The 19,728-nt window shown below is 40.6% G+C and carries 18 protein-coding genes and 1 pseudogene; 8 read left to right on the top strand and 11 right to left on the bottom strand.

Annotation, left to right across the window (positions count from 1 at the left end):
• Positions 1 to 175 precede the first annotated feature (175 nt).
• Positions 176 to 796, bottom strand: coding sequence for a DUF1877 family protein (locus tag IQ274_RS29680; RefSeq protein ID WP_194144359.1), 621 nt, complete (start codon positions 794 to 796; stop codon positions 176 to 178).
• On the opposite strand from IQ274_RS29680, the gene IQ274_RS29675 reads away from it, so the two are divergent.
• Positions 795 to 1,118: a hypothetical protein gene (locus IQ274_RS29675; protein WP_194144358.1), complete on the top strand. Its 324-nt coding sequence runs from the start codon at positions 795 to 797 to the stop codon at positions 1,116 to 1,118. The genes IQ274_RS29680 and IQ274_RS29675 overlap by 2 nt on opposite strands.
• 138 nt (positions 1,119 to 1,256) lie before the next feature.
• On the top strand, positions 1,257 to 1,763 hold the full coding sequence (locus IQ274_RS29670) for a DUF1993 domain-containing protein (RefSeq protein WP_194144357.1): 507 nt from the start codon (positions 1,257 to 1,259) through the stop codon (positions 1,761 to 1,763).
• Positions 1,764 to 1,860: 97 nt separating this feature from the next.
• Here the strand turns inward: IQ274_RS29670 and IQ274_RS29665 are convergent, their stop codons facing one another.
• Together IQ274_RS29665 and IQ274_RS29660 are read right to left on the bottom strand one after the other, a co-directional pair.
• Positions 1,861 to 2,811, bottom strand: a complete 951-nt coding sequence (locus IQ274_RS29665) for an RpoD/SigA family RNA polymerase sigma factor (protein WP_194144356.1) — start codon at positions 2,809 to 2,811, stop codon at positions 1,861 to 1,863.
• An 89-nt stretch (positions 2,812 to 2,900) separates the two neighbouring features.
• On the bottom strand, positions 2,901 to 5,147 hold the full coding sequence (locus IQ274_RS29660; RefSeq protein WP_194144355.1) for an ATP-dependent RecD-like DNA helicase: 2,247 nt from the start codon (positions 5,145 to 5,147) through the stop codon (positions 2,901 to 2,903).
• Between the two features lie 409 nt (positions 5,148 to 5,556).
• On the opposite strand from IQ274_RS29660, the gene IQ274_RS29655 reads away from it, so the two are divergent.
• Positions 5,557 to 6,333 (top strand): ParA family protein, encoded by a 777-nt coding sequence (locus IQ274_RS29655; protein ID WP_109013003.1) that lies wholly within the window; start codon positions 5,557 to 5,559, stop codon positions 6,331 to 6,333.
• Positions 6,330 to 7,253, top strand: a complete 924-nt coding sequence (locus IQ274_RS29650) for a ParB/RepB/Spo0J family partition protein (protein ID WP_194144354.1) — start codon at positions 6,330 to 6,332, stop codon at positions 7,251 to 7,253. The genes IQ274_RS29655 and IQ274_RS29650 overlap by 4 nt, the downstream gene beginning before the upstream one ends.
• A gap of 192 nt (positions 7,254 to 7,445) precedes the next feature.
• Here IQ274_RS29650 and IQ274_RS37820 read toward each other — a convergent pair whose 3' ends face one another.
• The 3 genes and pseudogenes from IQ274_RS37820 to IQ274_RS38120 form a co-directional block, all read right to left on the bottom strand.
• Positions 7,446 to 7,775, bottom strand: coding sequence for a sigma factor-like helix-turn-helix DNA-binding protein (locus IQ274_RS37820; protein ID WP_322745369.1), 330 nt, complete (start codon positions 7,773 to 7,775; stop codon positions 7,446 to 7,448).
• 406 nt (positions 7,776 to 8,181) lie between these two features.
• The gene (locus tag IQ274_RS29640) at positions 8,182 to 8,451 is read right to left on the bottom strand and encodes a hypothetical protein (protein WP_194144352.1); all 270 of its coding nucleotides are present in this window, start codon (positions 8,449 to 8,451) and stop codon (positions 8,182 to 8,184) included.
• A 28-nt stretch (positions 8,452 to 8,479) separates the two neighbouring features.
• A pseudogene (locus IQ274_RS38120) lies at positions 8,480 to 8,542 on the bottom strand (sigma-70 factor domain-containing protein); the annotation flags it as partial.
• A gap of 381 nt (positions 8,543 to 8,923) precedes the next feature.
• Here IQ274_RS38120 and IQ274_RS29630 point away from each other — a divergent pair.
• From IQ274_RS29630 to IQ274_RS29620, 3 genes are all read left to right on the top strand, one after another.
• Positions 8,924 to 9,883: a ParM/StbA family protein gene (locus tag IQ274_RS29630; protein ID WP_194144351.1), complete on the top strand. Its 960-nt coding sequence runs from the start codon at positions 8,924 to 8,926 to the stop codon at positions 9,881 to 9,883.
• Between the two features lie 5 nt (positions 9,884 to 9,888).
• A complete protein-coding gene (locus IQ274_RS29625; RefSeq protein ID WP_163938937.1) occupies positions 9,889 to 10,179 on the top strand; it encodes a hypothetical protein in 291 nt (96 codons plus the stop codon).
• Between the two features lie 271 nt (positions 10,180 to 10,450).
• The gene (locus tag IQ274_RS29620) at positions 10,451 to 11,122 is read left to right on the top strand and encodes a hypothetical protein (protein ID WP_194144350.1); all 672 of its coding nucleotides are present in this window, start codon (positions 10,451 to 10,453) and stop codon (positions 11,120 to 11,122) included.
• Between the two features lie 61 nt (positions 11,123 to 11,183).
• Here the strand turns inward: IQ274_RS29620 and IQ274_RS29615 are convergent, their stop codons facing one another.
• The 3 genes from IQ274_RS29615 to IQ274_RS29605 all read right to left on the bottom strand — a co-directional run bounded on the left by IQ274_RS29615 (position 11,184) and on the right by IQ274_RS29605 (position 17,553).
• Positions 11,184 to 11,975, bottom strand: a complete 792-nt coding sequence (locus tag IQ274_RS29615) for a hypothetical protein (protein WP_163938877.1) — start codon at positions 11,973 to 11,975, stop codon at positions 11,184 to 11,186.
• A 144-nt stretch (positions 11,976 to 12,119) separates the two neighbouring features.
• Positions 12,120 to 12,461, bottom strand: a complete 342-nt coding sequence (locus tag IQ274_RS29610; protein ID WP_114083935.1) for a hypothetical protein — start codon at positions 12,459 to 12,461, stop codon at positions 12,120 to 12,122.
• Between the two features lie 289 nt (positions 12,462 to 12,750).
• A complete protein-coding gene (locus tag IQ274_RS29605; RefSeq protein ID WP_194144349.1) occupies positions 12,751 to 17,553 on the bottom strand; it encodes a hypothetical protein in 4,803 nt (1,600 codons plus the stop codon).
• A gap of 49 nt (positions 17,554 to 17,602) precedes the next feature.
• Here IQ274_RS29605 and IQ274_RS29600 point away from each other — a divergent pair, with 49 nt between their 5' ends.
• Positions 17,603 to 18,133 (top strand): hypothetical protein, encoded by a 531-nt coding sequence (locus IQ274_RS29600; protein WP_228058439.1) that lies wholly within the window; start codon positions 17,603 to 17,605, stop codon positions 18,131 to 18,133.
• 573 nt (positions 18,134 to 18,706) lie between these two features.
• On the opposite strand, the gene IQ274_RS29595 is transcribed toward IQ274_RS29600, so the two are convergent.
• Both IQ274_RS29595 and IQ274_RS29590 read right to left on the bottom strand, forming a co-directional pair.
• Positions 18,707 to 19,108 carry a hypothetical protein gene (locus tag IQ274_RS29595; protein WP_012412939.1) on the bottom strand — a complete coding sequence of 134 codons (402 nt, stop codon included), beginning with the start codon at positions 19,106 to 19,108 and terminating at the stop codon, positions 18,707 to 18,709.
• A gap of 86 nt (positions 19,109 to 19,194) precedes the next feature.
• On the bottom strand, positions 19,195 to 19,728 hold a 534-nt coding region (locus IQ274_RS29590), incomplete at its 5' end, for a hypothetical protein (RefSeq protein ID WP_228058438.1).

The following is a 19,728-nucleotide window of genomic DNA, read 5'->3' as shown; positions in this document are numbered from 1 at the left end:
AACGGCAGTCAAATCAATCAATGGGTTACGATGCTTGACCTAGACCCTGATGAATACCTGTTTGAGTTGACTAGGTGGAAGAAGCCCCTGAACGCTCGGCGGTACTTCTCTGTCTTAGAGAACAAGCAAAAACAAGCTGCAAAAACTAGTTAGTAGTCATGCTCACCCAAGCGTATCAGTCGGTGACTACAAGAACAGCCTCTGAATGATCTACCACATCTTCGTAGAATCGCTTGAGTGCCGTGAAGTCCCTGACGATCCATTCAAATGCCTCGTCAGTATCCCTCGTCTGGTGCCACTTGTAAAGATGTGCATCGTACATAAGTACCGGAGCGTACTTTGACTTGATATCTTCTTCAGTAATTCCACTAAGCCAAATGTGAATCAACTCGCATTTGTCGGCAGGAGTCCAACGGATGGGGAATCCTTGTGTGCTTCGTGCAGAAGGTAACACGTTTGATTGGCCGGTGATTGCAGTGACAGCCAACGATTCCTCCTCTTCGGAGAGAGCGCATTTCATCAGCAACCATTTTATCCAATCGAATCGCCTAGAAAGAGCGCAGTATCGATTCTCAATTCCGGGGTGCGTTTCGACGAGTTCCTCAAGGGCATCGACAAACTGTTTATATTCAGCCTCACCATAAGGAAATTTGTTGACCCGACTTTGCTGTTCGCGGCGCAGGCTAAAATACCTCCGTACAAACGAAAGATATTCGGCATCAATGTCACTGTTAACGACGTTTTCGAGTAAGGTGCATTTCGAGGGGAGCGCGTTCAGTTGGAGTTCCCAGCCCATGTGTCCATCCTCTGCCAATCCTGTCAAGCTATTTATTATAGTCAAAAAAATTAGTGGGGATGTGTTGATAGTAGGGAGTGAGCGCCACGGTTTAACTTGCGGGAGCAAATCATCAAAATCAGCAAACAATAATGAGCATTGCGCCGTGATACTGAAGTTTGAGGATGCTTACCTCAAAAAGTTTGTCTCAACTGATGACAGATGCCCCACAGTGGACTGGATGGATGGCGTGATAAAGTTGGGCACAGAAAGCTATCGCTCAAAGGTCAGTTTCTCCCAAGCAAAAAGAACTAACTCTTATCGAGCATCCAGGGATTACTAACTATGGGGAAACATTTAGTATCTTTGGATCTGTGACTAAATTGGGTTCCATATTCTTTGACACAATATCATAGTCAATACCCCCTAATATTAGATGGGGCGGCTCAAAGCCGTCTGAACTTTTTCTGGAGAAATCTCAATGACCATTTCAATGTACCAAGCTTTAATACCCGTGTCTATTCGCACACTGAATAACCTTATAAACATTCTTGAAAAAGGTGCTGCTTATGCTGAAACTAAAAAAATAGATCCGAATGTCTTGATTAATAGTCGTCTATCCCCAGATATGTTTCCATTATCAAAACAAGTGCAGATTGCCTCTGACATCGCTAATAGAGGTGCCGCACGGTTAGCAGGAATAGAACCACCTAAATTCGAGGACAATGAAACTACATTTGGTCAACTTATTGACCGTATTCAAAAAACTATCTCTCATTTAAATACTTTTAAACCTGAGCAAATTGATGGTTCAGAAGAGAGAGAAATTACCCTGCAAATGCGTGACAACACTCTCTGTTTTCAAGGAATGCCATTTCTCCTATATTTTGTTTTACCAAACCTTTATTTCCATGTCACAACAGCCTATGACATTCTTAGACACTGTGGTGTAGAACTTGGCAAAGGAGACTTTCTTGGTCAGCCTTAAGCTGTTGACTGATTACTATTGTGGACTTACTTCTTTAATATAGTTTTTCGTCTTAGTTCTACAAGATCCGTGCATCATCTGACGAAAGTAATTCTACTTAATCAATTAAATACTCTTGCATGTCGCTTTGTCGATGGCGGAGAATACTTATAGCTTTGACCTGGATTTGACGAATCCGCTCTCGACTGAGGTTTAGCTGTTGGCCAATCTGAGCGAGATTGAAATGCTGATCATTCTCTAGCCCAAAGCTTAAAGTCAACACTTGACGCTGTATAGGTGTCAATGGTTCTAAGAATTTAGCCACGTCTTGGGATAGAAGTTCTTGGGTAAGGAGTTTTTCTGGTGAAACACCAACGTCTGTTAAAATTTCGCCCAATTCTGTTTCTTGCTCATCTCCAATTTTTTTATTTAAAGAAATGGCTGTACGAGAGGCACTGAGATATTCTCGAAGCTTATCGGGGCTGATGTTTAATGATGTAGCTATTTCTTCAGCAGTGGCATGGCGGCCGAGTTTTAGAAAGCTTTCTCGCTGCACCTTCTTAATTTTATTAAGGATTTCGGTTAGATGAACAGGCAATCTAATAGTCCGGGATTGTTCTGCAATTGCTCTGGTTATAGCTTGGCTAATCCACCAGTAGGCGTAGGTCGAGAGCTTATACCCCAGGTTCGGGTCAAACTTTTCTATACCCCGTTGTAACCCTATTGCTCCTTCTTGGATCAAATCTAAAAATTCCAAATTGCGGTTCTGGTATTTCTTGGCAACAGAAACTACTAGTCGCAGGTTAGCTGTCATCATTTTTTGTTTAGCTTTTTGACCAAGGTGTAGTGCTGCTCGGACTTGTGCTTCGGTTTTTTCAACAGCATTGGCTAATTGAGTCAAAGTTGGTTCATGGTCTAGCTGTTGGGTGAGTTCATTTTTAGATTGCTCAATGGCAATCATTTCTTGTACCTGTCTACCATAAGCAATTTCTTCGTCTGGTTTTAATAGAGGATACTTACCAATTTCTTGCAAATAGATGCGAACCATGTCTGAACTGAGGCTGGACATACAAACTTTTGGGCTTTTTTTACCGGGCGATTTAAAAGTATAAATCAAATAATTCGATAAACTTTTCTATTTTTAATAATCAAAATTCATCACCAATGCAGTCCTGGGTGAAGTAACCTCTGCTGTAACCGTGTGTACCGCCGTTGGTCATCAGTAGAGCGCACCGCTAGAGATATCGCTTTTTTTGCGCCAACTACGATCGCTAATTTCTTGGCACGAGTTATACCAGTGTAAAACAGGTTCCGGGTCAACATCATATAGTGCTGCATATAGATTGGCAGAACTATCACCGGATATTCTGAGCCTTGGCTTTTATGAATCGAAATGCTCCAGGCAAGGGCAATTTCATTCAGGTCAGCGTAATCGTAAACCACAGTCCGCTCACCATATTGCACTGTAACTTCCTGCTCGACAGTATCAATGGTGAGGATTATTCCCAAGTCGCCGTTGAAAACTTCGCGGTTGTAGTCGTTGGTTAGCTGGATAATGCGATCGCCCTCGCGTAACAAATTTCCACCTCTGTTAATCTCCACTTTGTTGGGGCTGGGTGGATTAATCAACTGCTGCAAGACTGTGTTTAGGTTGCGAGTCCCAACTACTCCCCGTGTCATCGGGCAAAGCACTTGGACATCAGTGGCAGGATTAAAACCTAAGCGGGGAATCAAATCGGTAATCAACTCGCAGATTGCTTGCACTCCATGTTCAGGCTGATGTCCGCCTCCATGCCAAATACAGTCGGACATAGGATTATCAGATATAGGCTCAATTGTGGGATACTGTCCCCGGTTGATTTGGTGAGCAGCAATGATAATTGCACTTGTTTGAGCTTGGCGGAATACCTGAGTTAACCGCACTACTGGCACGCAACCAGAATTAATCAAATCAGCGAGTATTTGACCTGGGCCCACAGATGGTAACTGGTCAATGTCACCCACCAACAACAGTAAAGCGCCAGCTAATACTGCTTTAAGCAAGGAGTAAGCCAGAAATAAATCAAGCATCGAAGCTTCATCAGCGATAATTGCCGTGTGGGGTAAAGGATTTTCGCTATCGCGCTTGAACCCCCTTGAGCGCGGGTCAAATTCTAACAAGCGATGTATGGTTTTGGCTTCTAGCCCAGTCATCTCACCCAAGCGTTGAGCAGCTCGTCCAGTTGGTGCTGCCAAAGCAATAGATTTACCCATCGCTTTCCACAGGCTGACAATGGTGTGGGTGGTGAAAGTTTTTCCAACCCCAGGCCCACCAGTGAGGATCATGATTTTGGAATAGGCTGCTGTTTCTACAGCTTGGCGTTGCTGTTCTGAAAGCTGAATTTTACGGCTAGCAGTAAAGCGGTCAATCCAGCCACGCACACGCTCAATGTCAGTGTCAACAGGCTTTTCCAAGCGTTGGCGTATCAGTTGAGCTAAATTCTGCTCCGTATGAAAGTAAGTCGGCTTATAGCAAAGTAGCCTTTTTTCTTCATCCCGCTCTCTAATCAGCTCGTCTGCCAGAGCCATATCTTTAATAATGATCGCAACCCCTTCTTCTGTGGGCTGATGAGATTCGGTTGTCAGCAGTTTGATTACCGACTCAATCAGTTCGCTTTGTGGCAGGTAACAGTGACCATCTTCGGCAGCTTCACTTAGGCAATGGATAATCCCCGCACGGTAACGAAATTCTGAGTCAGGGGCAATTCCGATATTCCGTGCAATCTTGTCAGCAGTTAGAAAACCAATCCCGTAAATGTCGGCTGCTAACTGATAAGGGTTATTGGTAACAGTGGCAATTGCTTCATCCTTATATTGCTTGTAAATCTTCACACCATAAGTGGTAGAAACGCCATGCCCTTGGAGAAACACCATCACTTCTTTTATGGCTTTCTGTGTCTCCCAGGCATTTTTAATTAACTTAATCCGCTTTTTGGCAATACCCTGGACTTCAATCAGCCGTTCAATCTGGTTTTCGATAATGTCGAGCGTTTCTAAACCGAAGTGAGCAACAATCCGTCTTGCTGTGACTGGGCCTACACCTTTAATCAGCCCACTACCCAAGTATTTTTCAATTCCAGTGAGAGTAGCTGGTTTGGTTTCTTTATAATTAACTACCTGGAACTGTGGCCCAAATTGTGGATGATCACGCCAGAAACCAGTTAGCTGTAAAGTTTGACCTGGTTGAATATTAGCAAAGCTGCCGACGATTGTTGTGAGTTCGTTGCTACGGGGGCGGGTCAGTCTTGCCACTGTGTAACCCGATTCAGCAGAGTAAAAAGTTAAACGTTCTACGACTCCGGTGATTGTTTCGTGTTGAGGAAAGGCGCTTACTTGTTGAGGGTAAAGATTCGGTGGAGTGGACATTGCTTATCATCAGATGCCGCACATCATTATAATACTAGAAATCAGTTAATTATAGTACATAAATACTAAGTTGCCTGCCTGAAATTAGTGTAATGAAGAAGCACCAAATACATCAGATACTATCTTCAGAAACAAAGAGAAATTGACACCGCACGTTCCCTCTACCTTGATTTTGATGAAATACATCTAACTTTGTGGTAGAACTACGGTGGCTAGTTGGACAGCAGCGCGGAGTAGCCCAGCTTAATTTATTTAAAACGAAGTGATGATAAGCTTTTGAGTTGATTCAACTATATAAGCTTATGAAAGTCCAAATTTAGATAGTCAAATATTATCTGTGCTTACTCCGTTGTCGTTATAATCTAGTTTTCAAGAAAAAGTTAGCCGAAATTATAAGTGAGCCAATTTAGTGAGCCTTATTATTTGTTTATTTAATCAAGCTGGTGGAGTTGGGAAATCCACTCTAGCGATTAATCTTGGTTATCACTTAGCACAATTAAAGCCTGCTAAAACCAAGCATCACTACCGAGTTCTTTTAATTGATATAGATCCTCAAGCTTCACTTACTAACTTTATGGGAATTGCGCCTGAATCCCAAGAAAAAACCATTTATAATGCAGTGATTGATCAGGAAGCACTACCAATTCTTAAAGAAATTCATGGGATGGATTTTGTTCCGTCATCTCAGGATCTGACTTCAGCTGAATTAGAGTTAGTAGTAGCAGATATGCGTGATTTACGTCTTAAATATGCTTTGGAACCTGTAAGCGAACAGTATGATTTTATTTTGATTGACTGCCCCCCTAGTTTAGGCATTCTTACTTATATCAGTTTAGTGGCATCAACTCACGTTTTAGTGCCGATCCAGACGCAATACAAGGCATTCTTAGGGACAGAATTACTCTTAAATACAGTAACACGCGTTAAGTCTCTTCCAAATCGAAAGTTAAAAATTGCTGGGTTTATCCCAACGATGTTTGATTCACGTAATAGCCAAGATGAACGAACACTATTAGCTATTCAAGAACAACTGTCACAGGTTGGGATAGTCTATGACCCAATTCCTCGATCTACTGCTTTTGCTGATGCTGCTGAAGAAAATGTTCCTCTGGCAATCTTTAATCCTAAGCATCCAGCTTTATCAATCCTAAAAAAAATTGTTAAAGGGCTGGAGAAATTATTATGAGTATAAAGCGTGATAAGCCTTATGGTCGCCGTCTTAAGGGATTAGAAGCTTTGATTGGCGAGTCTGTAGACTCTCTTCCCTGTGGACAGTTTGTCACTATCGAAAAAATTCAACTCTCTGTTCAGCAGCCTCGCCGTTATTTTGATCCAAAAAAGCTAGAGCAGTTAGTACAGTCGGTTAAAGAACATGGCATCTTAGAACCATTGTTAGTCCGTTACTTATCTGATGATAAATATGAGTTGGTAGCTGGAGAGAGGCGTTACAGAGCAGCTAGTTTAGCAGGATTAACTGAAGTACCTGTAATTGCACGTTCGTTAAATGATCAGGAAGCCCTGCAACTGTCATTGGTAGAAAATTTACAGCGAGACGATCTCAATCCTATTGAAGAAACAGAAGGTATTTTAGAACTTATAGCACTTCAACTAGATAAGAAAGTGCCAGAAGTTATATCTTTACTTTATAAAATGCAAAATATTTTGGCGGGAAAAGTTACTGATAACGTTATCAGTAATTCTCATGCAGAGGATGTAAAAATGATTTTTACAGGCTTGGGGCTTATGGAATGGGAGTCGTTCACTGCTAACAGACTTCCTCTCTTGCGGTTGCCTGATGAAATTTTAGAAGTTCTACGCCAAGGAAAAATTGAATACACAAAAGCTAAAGTAATCGCTAAGTTGAAAGAAAAGACAGAACGTATTGCTTTATTGGAAGAGGCGATATTACAAAATTTATCATTAAATGAAATTCGAGAACGGTTGAAAACCCGTAAGTCGTCAACAGAAGAGAAGGAATTAGAGAAGCAAATAGATTCTACCTATAAGAAAATGAAAAAATCAAAGCTATGGGATAATCCCAAAAAGCGCAAGAAGCTTGAATTATTGTTTGCTCAAATAGAGATTTTAATTAACGAGGATGATTAAAACTGGACTAGAAGTTACTGCATCTTATTCTGTCTAAGACTCAGATGTCCCAAATGTGAGCAAACGGCGATTAGACTGAATATGCCAGAAGTACTTTCAACAACAGCGATTCCTTCTCCTTTGCCATAAACAGTTTTAACTAGCCAAATAATCTTTAATTTTGTCTTGCTCACATCGTAAAGCTTTGATACCTTATCCATGAGCAGAGTGTACCTTGGAATGACTGAGATTGAGTTTTTGTGCAACCTGTTTTGCAGTCAACTTATCCTCGCCCGACAACCCAAACTGTAACATTAAGACTTGGCGTTGATTTGGTTTCAAGGTAGCTAATAAATCCTGTAAATCTGACCGGAGAGATTCTAGAGCAACATACTCTTGTGCGGAGATTCTTTCGTCGGGTAACATCTCTTGCAATTGGTTTTCTTGCCCCTCTCCAATTTCTAACTCCAAAGAAACTAACAGACGAAATGCGTTTAGGCATTCGAGAACTTTTTTAGGTAATACGTCAAAATAATTCGTAATTTTTACAACCCCTTCGGGGCGGGGAGTAGGAAATATATTAGCCCGGAAAAAGGTTTAAAGCCTCGCTCGACCTTAAGCGATAAAATCCTTGTATTGCAGTATTGGTTTAAACCCCGCTCCTTGTGAATCGCTTAGTTTCCCCACTCCCGACTCCCTTTCATCCCAAGACTGTTCACGCAGCGTTCCGTAGGAAAGTCGCCTGCTCTGAAAAAAGGAATTATGTTTTTTATCTCCATCAATGAATTGAGTTACTCAGTCCATTAATTACGAGTTACGAATTACGAATTAGTAATTACTTAGTCATGGGGTAGGCGAATAGTGTGGAATTGTTCTGTAACTGCTCTGGTAATTGCCTGCCGAATCCACGCCTTTTGCATAGGTAGAAAATTTATAACCGCGATTCGGATCAAACTTCTCTACCACATGAAAGTAAACCGATAGCTCCCTCTTGAATCAGATCCAAAAATTCTAGATTACTCAAACGATACTTTTTAGTGACTGCAACCATTATTCGGAGGTTGGCAGTAATCATTAAATGTTTTGCCGATTGGTCTTGTTCAAGGATTTGGGTTAATTCTGCTTCTGTTTTATTTACTTCGCTAGAGAGTTCAGACCCATTCGGAGAAGGCTTTATCCGTTGCACGAGAAGATTTTTTTGCTGCTCAAGAGCCAGCATAGACCTTACTTCTTTTACGTAGAAAATCTCAAGTTTTAGACGATAGCCTCTTGAAGCGACCAATTTCTCGTAGGTAAATTCCAAGTGGATCAGAGCTTTAGCTAGACATCTTGCAGGGAAATAAATTGCTAACAAAAGATTGACACTTATAAATCAAAGAGTCAACGATGATCTAAATTAATTTTTGCTGCGTTGATAGAAAAGATTCCAAAAAAATCATGGGGGCTGTATGGGGGCTGTGTGTACCCCAAGATTGTTTAGAGGCTTGAACAAAATTTGACTCCCACATGGGGGTTATATAGGGGCTATATGGGGTACATTTAATTGGGTGAGGTTTTACCCCACTTAGCCCCCAAGAGGTTACGATAAGTTCTTCAGGCTGGAGCCGAGGAGCAAGAGAAAATCTTTGCATTAACAATTATTATTTATCAAGATAACTTTTTTAATCAAACCGTATTGACTCGTCCCATATATGTCTAACATTCACACCTTGCAAAAAATTTTTCCTGCTGGCTTTGATAACGGCTATGGAAGCCTAAAACTTTTAGTCGATGGCTTTGAAGTAGTTCGTGTCCCCAGCTATATAACCAATGCCGAGATGGAAGACGTACCTGGGAGGGTCGTTTTTAACGGTAGTGCTTACACAGTTGGAGAATCAGCTTTCCGTACAGGAAATTATTTTGACCGAAACACTGATAACAATGAAAACAAAGTCAATAATGCACTGTTGACATTATTCGGTGCATTGGCACATCTACCACACCGTAAGGCTTGGCATTTAAAATTAGTCGTTAGCTTACATGATGTTGGTCTAGCTGACGAATTGCAAAAAGTACTAAACGGAGAATATCAGCCAATACTTGCTGGCAAAGAATCAGAGGTGAAAATAGAAGTCCTGAAAGTCGTACTAGAAGGGATGGGTGCATTGTTTGGGCATCAACTACCCAAAAAATTAACCATTTTAGATTTTGGCAATGGCACAACTTTGTATTCTCGTTACAACCAAGGCAAACGAGAAGTTCACACCGCCTACCCCACAGGCGTAGAAGTTCTCATCAATGATATTTCCCAAAAGATGAAACATTTAAATGGCGGAAAAATCGGGGATGCATCCAAAATCCGATTTTGTCTGGAAATGGGGCATACTCGGTACAGCCGTGACATTGATATCAAAGATGTTTACAGCGCTTGCTTAAAGGATTGGTATGAAAAATACTTGAAGAAAGTGGTGAATCAGACACTTGATGCCAAACACCAGGGGGATGAAATCTGGGCAATTGGTGGAGGCTGCCTGTTACCTGGATTTAAGAAGCTTTTAGAGAAAAACGGGTTCAAAATACTGGACAACCCAGTAGAAGCTAATGTATTTGGGCTTTTAGAAATGGCAAAAGCCATCAGCAGCAAGAATTCGCCTACTACATCTATTAAATGATCACAATGACAGAAAAATTTGACTTAGCTCCGATCAAAATTCGGCTCAAAGAAAATTATCGAGAACGCATATTTGCAGAGTCCCAACAACTAGGTAAAAGTTACCTGGAGACACTTTACTTTATTATTGATTGCTATTTTGTTTTCATTAAGGCTGGATTAGCTACACAACAAGTAGCTTTCACGCCGATTACTAATGAGCCGAACAAACTTCCTTCAATGACTTCGACTCCATTGGCACAAGAGAAAGAAGAAGATTCTTCAAGCGAAACATTCAGCCTTGACTTTGATTTGTAACCATCAAATGAAGTTCGCAACGGTAAAGAAATACAAGACCTATTTTTCTAATAGTATAGCTTGTATTGATTGCCTTATGAGGCTTCTAGCGATCGCCCTCCCGGAGACTGATAAAAGAGAGATAGTATTTATATACTACTGAACTGATCCCAGCCCAAGGCATCATCATGTCAAATTTGAGATACTTGAGGTAACTAATGTCTCAACAATAATTTTATAAATTACACAATTGGCTCTAATGATCATAAGCATCACTATAATCATTTTAATAATGCTTGCCGGATATTGGTTTGTTTTTTATCACGATCAAAAGATAAAGCGCATCAAAAGTAACTTAGTGCTGGAAGTTGATGGAGCAGATATTCGTTACCCAAATTTACCTTTAGGTAACTTTGGTATCTTTTTTGAGGTTAAGGAGAATCGAAGAATCCAGGTCATTTTTCCAAAGCTCACACCCGAAGGCATTGAGTACATTTATTCCTGGCATAATCTTCAATCTATACGTATTCCAACTTTCGATAAAATTGATATTGATAAAAAAGCAAATCTCAAAGTAGCTCAACAACTAGCCTTCCTAATTAAAGAGCATATCCAATTTGTCGAACCAGAAATTTTAAAATTAAGAAAGCAGTGGCACAAAACCAACAATTTACTGGATTTAGTACTTACGTCAGAATTTTATGCTAGTCAACAGGGAATTTACAAAAGAGCATTATTTCAAATTGAGAACTTACTCGATAAAGCTGAAGAATTACAACAAGTCTATATTGGCTTTATTAGAGAACTTTTGATTGGCAGACAAGTTGCACAATATGACCCAAATCTCCTTCCAAATGACAGCTTTGCTATTGAGAATAAGTATAAAAGAATTAGAGAAGAGTACCAATATATGAAAGATACAGCGACAGCGTATGCTGAACTTCTACGCACAAGCCAAGTTTAATAATGTAGCGAATGGCAAAGCCACCAAAAGCTGGATATGGTGAGCTTTGCTCTAAACCAGTTTATTCCTCCTGGTCTTCATCTTCGTACTCCTCTTCATCCTCGTCATATTCATAATCAGCATAGTCTTTCCCGTGTTTTTCGTACCACAGGCGTTCTTCCTCTTGAGCCGCCTCTCGCTGTATCCTTTTCCGTTCTGCCATCTCTGCTTCTAAACGTTCTTGCTCTAATTTCTGCTTCTCAAACCTTTCTCTTAAGAGCCTTTCTCGCTCTTGGGTTTCTTGCTCTACCCTCTCCCTCTCAAGTCTGATTAATCGCTGCTCAACTCGCGCACAGTAAAAATCTAAAGCCTTACCCGTCGCGGCTCCAGTAACTGTACCACCTGCTAGAAAAATGAGTCCGGTTTTCCAGCCTTCAATCGGGCCACCGCTCCACTGCAAACTTTTTTGATTGAACCACACCAGCACAGAGAAGACAGAGATTCCAACTACCGTATTGATCAGCGCAAAAATTCTCGGTGTCATCTCAGTCTGTCGCAGGATCAGCCACTGCCCCAGCCAGAGTATTGCACCAAAAATCACCGCAGCGATCCCGCTCATGACCAAATGATCTGGATATCTGAACGGATCTAATGCCATGTTAATAATCAATGGCACAAATATCAGCAGACAGAGCAAAAAGCCAATGAATAAACCAGCAACACTTATCAGGCTCCAGTAGCGACCGAGATAACCGAGGCGGAATTCTAGTATCCACTCTTGTACTGGAAGCATTGTTATGTAAAACGCGATTCCTGCACTAACGTAATCGAGCATTGGCAGTTGTTTTACCTTTGTATTTAGCGTATTTGGCATAGCCGTGCCAAAACGGACAAGAAAGAGAACCTAAGACGAATTGAAGCGATTATTGCTGAAAGGTTTCTCGCTGCCTGCGATCGCCTAGCCAATAATTAAATTCGCCTTACTTCAATTTCACCAGGGGTCTACTGCTTACGTATCTCAAGAATTATTTCTAATCAACTGCAACAAGATTGACTCAAGGCTTTGTAGTGCAGCGTTAGTAGTGCGCTGATGTTCCTTGAATGCTTGTAAATGCTCCTCTGCTTGCTGCTGGTGTGACTCAAAGTTTCGCTGATGTTGTTCGTGACTATCACGTAATTCAAGTAACACATCATCCAAAATTGCACTACGACCCAGAACACGGTCAACGTTACTGGTAAGCTCTCTCATTTCTTGACTGAGTACATCCAGTTGTGCTTGCGTGTTTGCTTGTCTTTCAGCTACACCCAAGATTATTTGCTCAATACGGTCTAGTCGGTTAGGGAAAGGTGCGTCGGTCATTTTTCTTGTGTTTAACTTCTATAATTTTACTTCTATAACCGGGTTTAAGATTTGCAGCGCTCCAATTCAGGTGGTAAAGGTCTACTATTAATAATTCATTCATTTGCCCGTAAACCAAGTTTGGCACGAAATTCTTTGGCGTATTTTGCGGGAAGAATTCAGTCCTTCTGAATTCAGAAGGACTGAATAGTTAAAGAATTAGGAGAACATTTGATAAACAAATATACCAATCATTTTATATTCCTGATAAATTCTGACTCCTGACTCCTGGGTACTGAATTCTTACAATCTATCTTTGTAACTCTATTTGTTGCCCTTGAGATTTAGCTAATATTTTATCAATTTGAGTATTAGCATCCTCAAAAGTTTGCAATATCTGTGGAGTTACTTTATTAGTCTGCACCTTGCCAGATTGTAAGTTTAAAATTACCTCCCCATTTTTCTGCGAAATAGTTAAATCTCTCTGCTGGGTATTGAAAGCCAAGTCATAAATTTTTCCTTGAACTTGAGTGGCATTTTCATTAGACTTACCCCAGATCATGCCAATCCTTTGAGCAATTTGAGTCAGTCGACTGATTCTTTCAAGCTCAAATGTATCTTGATTCATTACTGTCAACGCTTCGGCTGATAATTGCTCACCAGCTTTAAATTGATTGGCAACTTCCACAATGCGTTTTTTGTAATTCTCCGACTTCCCTAACTTATCTGCGGCATTGTACCAATTTCTCAAATCATCAATAGTAACTGTTGAGGACTTCTTCACACCTAGAAGTTCGGTTTTTGTACTATTAGTAATATCTGGTGTAGAAGGAGTAGTGGAGAGTGATGGAGTTATAGATTGGTTAGGTGGGGATTGTGCTGTTTGTTCTGGTGGTTTCAAAAACTGCGGTCGTGTAGCGAGGGAATTAACTCTTTGTTGATAGTCACTATTTGATTCAATCACAGCCCCAAATTTCTTGGTCATGCTCGACAAAGTTTTGACAGGGATGGAGCTATCAACCAAGTTAAATACGGCTAGACCTTTTTTAGTTTCCTTGATAACATCTTCTATTGGTACTTGTTGACATTCAACTTTTTGAGCAGTTAACCATTTAGTCACAGTCTCAGCTTTCTGGTTATCAACAGCCAAGCCCATGATTCCAAGTTTTTTGTTTGATTCTGTCGAAAATAAGAAAGTAGGACGTTCTTTAATTTTTTGCAGTATCGGCGCAGTACTATCAATCATATACAGTTGTTCAGAATTAACCGATTGAGTCCCAAAAACCTGAAATTCCTTCGTCCACTTCTGGGGATATTCAACGGTCTTAGGGTCAATTTGAGCGCAAATAACAGAAAAATTACTTTCAATAATAGTGGGTGCGGGTGTAAGTTGTCCGGTTTTGAGCAATCCAAGCTGTCTGAGCGCGTCTTTGTCTTTCTTGAAATGTAATACCCCCAAGGGTTCACCATTTAAAAATACAGCATCTCTAGTTTTAGAAGCTGAGGTTTCGATAGTCAGTTTTCGGTAATCTTGATCATTGAATGTCTGACCAGAAAAATCATAAAAGTTGATTTTATTGATTTTGAGGAGATTACCATTTGGGGACTCACCTAGCACAAAAGCTTGATCTCCAGCTTCGGAGATAGAGGTAAGTTTCAACTTCAGGGGATTACCATTTTTTAGGTAATTAATTTCTTTTAACTGTTGGGCAGAATCACTGTCTAACTCACCCAGAGTCAAAGCATCAATTTTGATTTTCACTGTTTTGTCAGGAATCGGTACAGTGCCAAATTCTAAGTTTACGGGTTCGGCGTTAAAAACAAGTCCTGCGTAAGAGAAGTTCTTGAGTTCACGGATAGTAATTTCAACCGATTCGTTTCCTGGTAGCCCAATAGTTGCTTTGGCAGTAGCAGGTTCTACCCCAATGAAATTAGCTTGCGCCTTTGTGCCAATTGGTAACATTCCAGCCCTGGTTTCGAGCATAGCTAATTCTTTATATTCGCCGTCACTATCCTGTACAAATAACAATCTGGAAACGTGGCGTTCGTGTCCCGGTGGGTGATGAGAGGCTCTGATTTCTACCGGGTGTTTTTCGGTTGGATTCCAGTCTCGACCCAAAAATTGATTTGCTTCATTATTAAGTGTGACTAACTTCGGTTCGCTAAATTGCAGTTTCTCCAAGCGGGAGATAATCTCATTGGGGAAAGCAGCGAAAGCAAAATTAGAGACTTTTTTAGCGATCGCCTGGGGACTTGCGTTTTCTTTTCTTGCAACTTCGAGTTCATCTTGCCGGGATGCACAGATGTTCCAAGTGGCTGCTGCGGATGCAAGTTTTTCTGACTCTGGGATTTTCGCGTAAAATGCTTCTGCCGTCTCCTGCGCCAAGGCAAAGAGTAGTTTAGTTTGGCTTCTAGTAAGTTCTGGTTTTAGTTCTAGGAGTTTAGCTCCCTGCATGGTCATCCCCGCCTTGAGGTTGTGGTCAGTCACAGATTGTTGGCTAACTGTCCCAAGATGACGGTATGCGGGTTTCCCATCTTTATCGATTTCTCCATTAATCTGGGCGACTGCTAGTAATTTGTGGGGGCGTTCTTTAGTTCGCCATTTCTCTGGTATTTCATCTAGCCGAATGTTCAACGTCTCGGCTTTCCAGATTAAAGGATGCCCGTAATGGGTGAGATTGCTAATTTCGAGTTGCACCCCTTGTGGAGTTTGAATGATTGCTGATGGGCCTTTCTCTGTTTCACACCGTTGCTCCATACGTACCGCAGCGTTAAATTTCTGGTCAAACTCGTACTTGGCTGCGATCGCTGCAAATTTCTGCTGTGGTGTAAATTCTACCCCTTTGAATAAGTCTTTAAACTGGACTATAGGACGCGATTCTAACTGTGATTCTTGGAAATATTTATTGGTTTGGCTAATTAATAATTCTACTGGTGAGTAACCTTTTGGTGTTATACCTGTACTTAAATAAACTGAACGCGACTTTTTATCTTTAATATAGTTAACATCACGATACAAGTAGCGATTGTTTTCCCTGATTTTATCCATCTCAGGTTTTTTTGCACTTTTGAATAAATCAACCGCTATTTGATTCTGATAACATCCCTCACCAATCATTTCTCGGTACATCAGGCGGTTAACATCCATTGCCTGCTGGATAATCTCTGGCGTTCTGTTAGGATTCTCTGCTAGAGCTACAACAGATTGCATGAAGGGTTTGTACTCTGCTCTAATTGGTTTGGGCTTCTGGTCATATTCCTGTTCAAATAAACTTTGATAATGGCTAGATACTTGCTCTAAATATTCTGATTTTTGTTCTAAAGTACCGTAAGTCTTTAGTACCTCAATTTCTGATTCTAATGCCTCCAGTGCCGTCACTTGATTGTTGATTATACCCACGCTGATGCTATCGCTCATGTGGATGGCAATTTCTTCAAATGGGCGCTGGCTTCCATCGCTGGGATCATAAAATGACTGTTTTTTGAGCTTAACTGTCGGAGCATAAGCATTCTGGGGTTGGTTTCTGTACTCGGCTTCGGCTGTTAAGTTAGGGTATTTACTAGCTAGTGCTACACCAATGCAGTCACCATCAAAATCTCGTGCTTGCCGTTCTGATTCGGTTTCGGCTGGGTCGATAAAATCAACATCAACCAACAGTGCTTCTAATTCTGTAATTCTGGCTTGTATACGCTTGTGGTCTTCGTCATTAACTACAATTATGCCTTCTAAGGGATCACCATCTGGAGCAAGACGGTCTTCAACGTGTTTATTAGTAGAGACACACAATCCATTAGAGTTGAGGAAGGGAGAACGAAAGTTAAGAACTTTTTCTTGCTCATCAAGCCAAGGGACACAAATTTCACCATTTTTGAGTTCCTTGGAGGGAATAATCATTCCTCGGTCAAAAGTAAGCGTTTTCCCAATAGCAATATCTCGCCACTCACTTTGTACAAATCGACTTAATTCCTGCTTTACCTTCTCAGTTTCTAAAAGCTGTTGATGCCCTAGTAAATCAGCTTTAATGAGTTTGTACATAAACAAGTCATCTTTGCCGGGATCATCATCCAATTCCTGATCTGCATCTAAGTCATCATTTGTCCCTAAGTTTTTAACATCTGTTTCTTGATTGATAATGTCTGATGTTTTTAACTTATTTTGGCTCAATGATTCTTTACGTTTTTCGTATCTTTCACAATAATAAGCAGCAACAAGTCTTGGATCATCTTGAATAGAGGTTAATCTTTGAGATTGTACCTCTAGCTCTTCGGCAAAATCTTTAATTCCTTGGGGGAAAGATGCCAGCAGTTGGGAGATAGACATCTGTCCTTGTTGAGATTGCCCTTTTTCAGCTAACCAAATATTTTGCTGATATAATCCTGGCTTAATCTGCGGTTTAGTGGCCCCTTCGGGTCTATCCTTGTCTGCTCCCTTAAAACTGCTTGCGGGGAGAATTATGTCTATTTCTGGTTTGTTATTTGGATCTGCATATTTGATTTCGTCTAACCTGTATGGTCGCAATGTTCCTTTGCCAAAACGGTATTTAGTAGTATCCTCTCCAACTCCATCCACCCAACCAAATCGATGCTGAATTACACGATAGCTTTTATCTGCTTGGGATTCTCTTAAGGTTACTTTGTCATAAAGTTGTGTTGAAATCTGCCCATAACAGTCACCAACTAATTTATATGCCAAATCATTCGATAATATCCCTCCATTTTCACCAGCCTTTTCAGTAGAATCATCTACTACCAGAATGCTTAACTTTTCGTGAATTGCATTTTTACAACCCCCAAGGAAGATTGAACCATAAGCTCCACGGTCTTTACTATCTGGACAAATTTTTTGAATCGTTTCTAAACATTCTTGATCTCCATAAAGTAAGCGAGTCTTAGAAGATAGCAATAAAATCTGTCCATCTGGATGATTCTTTAATTCTTCGGCGGTGCTGTATTCATCTGAGTGTCCAAACGAGAATTCTTTGCCAGGAAAGTAAAATTCTAATAAGGTATTACTGAGCTTTTCAGTTAAAATTGATTGAGAGTTACTTTTGTTATCCTCTGTATAGATCCACTGATTTAAACGAGGATCGAAATGTTTCAATTCCAGAGTCATAAATGTTAAGTAAATTGATGAAAATTAATCAATTTCTGAGGAGATTTATATGTCAAGGATTAAGCGTTGGATAAATATGCATAAGAAAGAGTTCCATCCAGATGGCAGCTTGAAAAATGAAGCTCGACAAGAAATGTTATCTGTGGGAATGAGTAACGAGGCAATTGATGATTATGCCTCTAGGCTAAAAGCAAGATACGACGAGTGGAAGCACCTGGACGAGACTGATCCAGAGCCGTGGCCAATCTACACAGCCTACGATTTCTTCACTGAACAAGAGAAAAAGGAGTTTAACCCAGATGGTTCTCTCAGACCTGAATATATAGAATATGCTCAGAAAATTGGCATCAGTGAAAGTGCCCTCGAACAGCTTGAGTGGCGCAAGAAAATGGAGGTTGATCATTATAATAAAATGTCTGCCTCACACGTAGAACAAGGCATTAACTTTGGTGCATGGTTGATGAGAGGAAGAATTGAAGACAGCAGAACTTACGTCCAACGTCGGCAGCAGATGGAGCAAGACCTGCGTAACTTTGAGGATGTTGACAGTTTGCCTTTCGACAAGGACACCTCTTATTAAAGTAGGTGACTTACGCTGTAAAGAAAGTTTTCATCCATCAAATGCAGTGATTTGAACTGAATATGGGAAAAAAAAGCGATCGCCTCACCTTGGGCATGAAAGTAAATATTTATCGAAACAGAATTCAGGAGTCAGGAGCCAGAATTCAGTTGGGTATTCTGTGCGACTGGTGGATAGCGCCGGCGGCAAGCGAGTCATCGAGCGTCACGAGCGTTTTGATTCTGACTCCTGAATTCTGACTTCTGAATTCTTCTTCAAAAACTGCCTTTTTACTCCGTTAACTTGAAATATTTTAGAGATTGTTGATGGAGTACCATAGTCAGTAATCGCAGTGCAGTAAATAAAAAGGAGTCAGGAGTCAGAATTCAGGAGTCAGAATACTCCACCCATGAAGGGATGAAGTTTTAATTCAGGAAGAATATTTTAATTTTTTCGCTTGACTTCGGGCGTTAGTGTAGCGGGACGAAGTACGGTTTTAACCAATATTTATGAACCACTCGTACAGAATTCATGCTGAATTCTGACTCCTGACTTCTGAATTCTTCTTATAAATATACCGCCCTGTCATTGTGTTTATCTATGATGTTTTTTACTGTGTGGTGGGGTGTTTTTTGATAATTCTTTGCCAAGAGATAATTCCGACGAAGAATTATTAGATATTGGTGAAGTAGCTATTTTATATATGGCAAAACAGCAAGAAATAGCGACTATTGAGATTAAAGTAGCCTGACCAATTATTTGCCAGCAGTTGAAAGTCAGTTGAGGCTGAACTCGCTTAAAGAAAACAGACTCCAACTTCTGGTGAGTCGTACAATTTTTCAAGTACTCCAAAACTTGCAGACATTGAGAGATATCTTCGCCTTTATGTACTTTTTGGCACAGCAGAATTTCTAAGCGTTCAATGCGACGTTCTGGAGTAGATAAATTAATATCGTCCCAATCATCCCAAAGTTTAATTTCTTTTAGTTCGTTCATAACTTCATCCCTATATCATAACTATTGATGCTGTTCCAAAGATAGGGAAAACCAAAACAGACACTTTCTCTTTCCCAAAAACTTAATTACTTGCGTCGTTTAGATTTGCTCTTATTACGTTCATACTCAGCAACGATATCCTTTGCTTGTCCCGGAAGAATCACACTTTGATTATTGAACCGCATTTGATATACCTGATAACAGAGACTTTTGCTATTAGGACAAGACAAGAAAGTTGGTAGATTAATGATTGCCACGGATGTAGCAGTTGCAGAAATCAAAACGCCACAGATGAAAAAGAAAATCCCAGAGCGGCCAGAACCGACCCAACCACCGAGCCAAAAAACAAGTCCTTTGAACTGTTCAAAGCGTTTTTGACGAAGTTTTTGACGTTCTAGTTGTGCTTCGTTCCATGCCTGTATTTTTTCCAGCTTGTGGGCAGCTAATTTATTGGCTTTAGCATCGGAGGCTTTTTCGACTTGAATATCAATAGTGCGTTCTTTGGCTGCAATTTCTTGTTTTAATCGGTATTCATTCCATTCTTGGATACGTTGGGCGACAGCATCGGCATTGGCGAAGAAGGCAATGAGGGTGTCGTCTCCCAATTCATTCCAGATAAC

Origin of the sequence: Nostoc sp. LEGE 12447 (assembly GCF_015206985.1) — a bacterium.
Lineage (GTDB): Bacteria > Cyanobacteriota > Cyanobacteriia > Cyanobacteriales > Nostocaceae > Nostoc.
The sequence above is the reverse complement of the archived record's forward strand: the minus strand, read 5'-3'. Positions and strand labels throughout refer to the sequence as shown.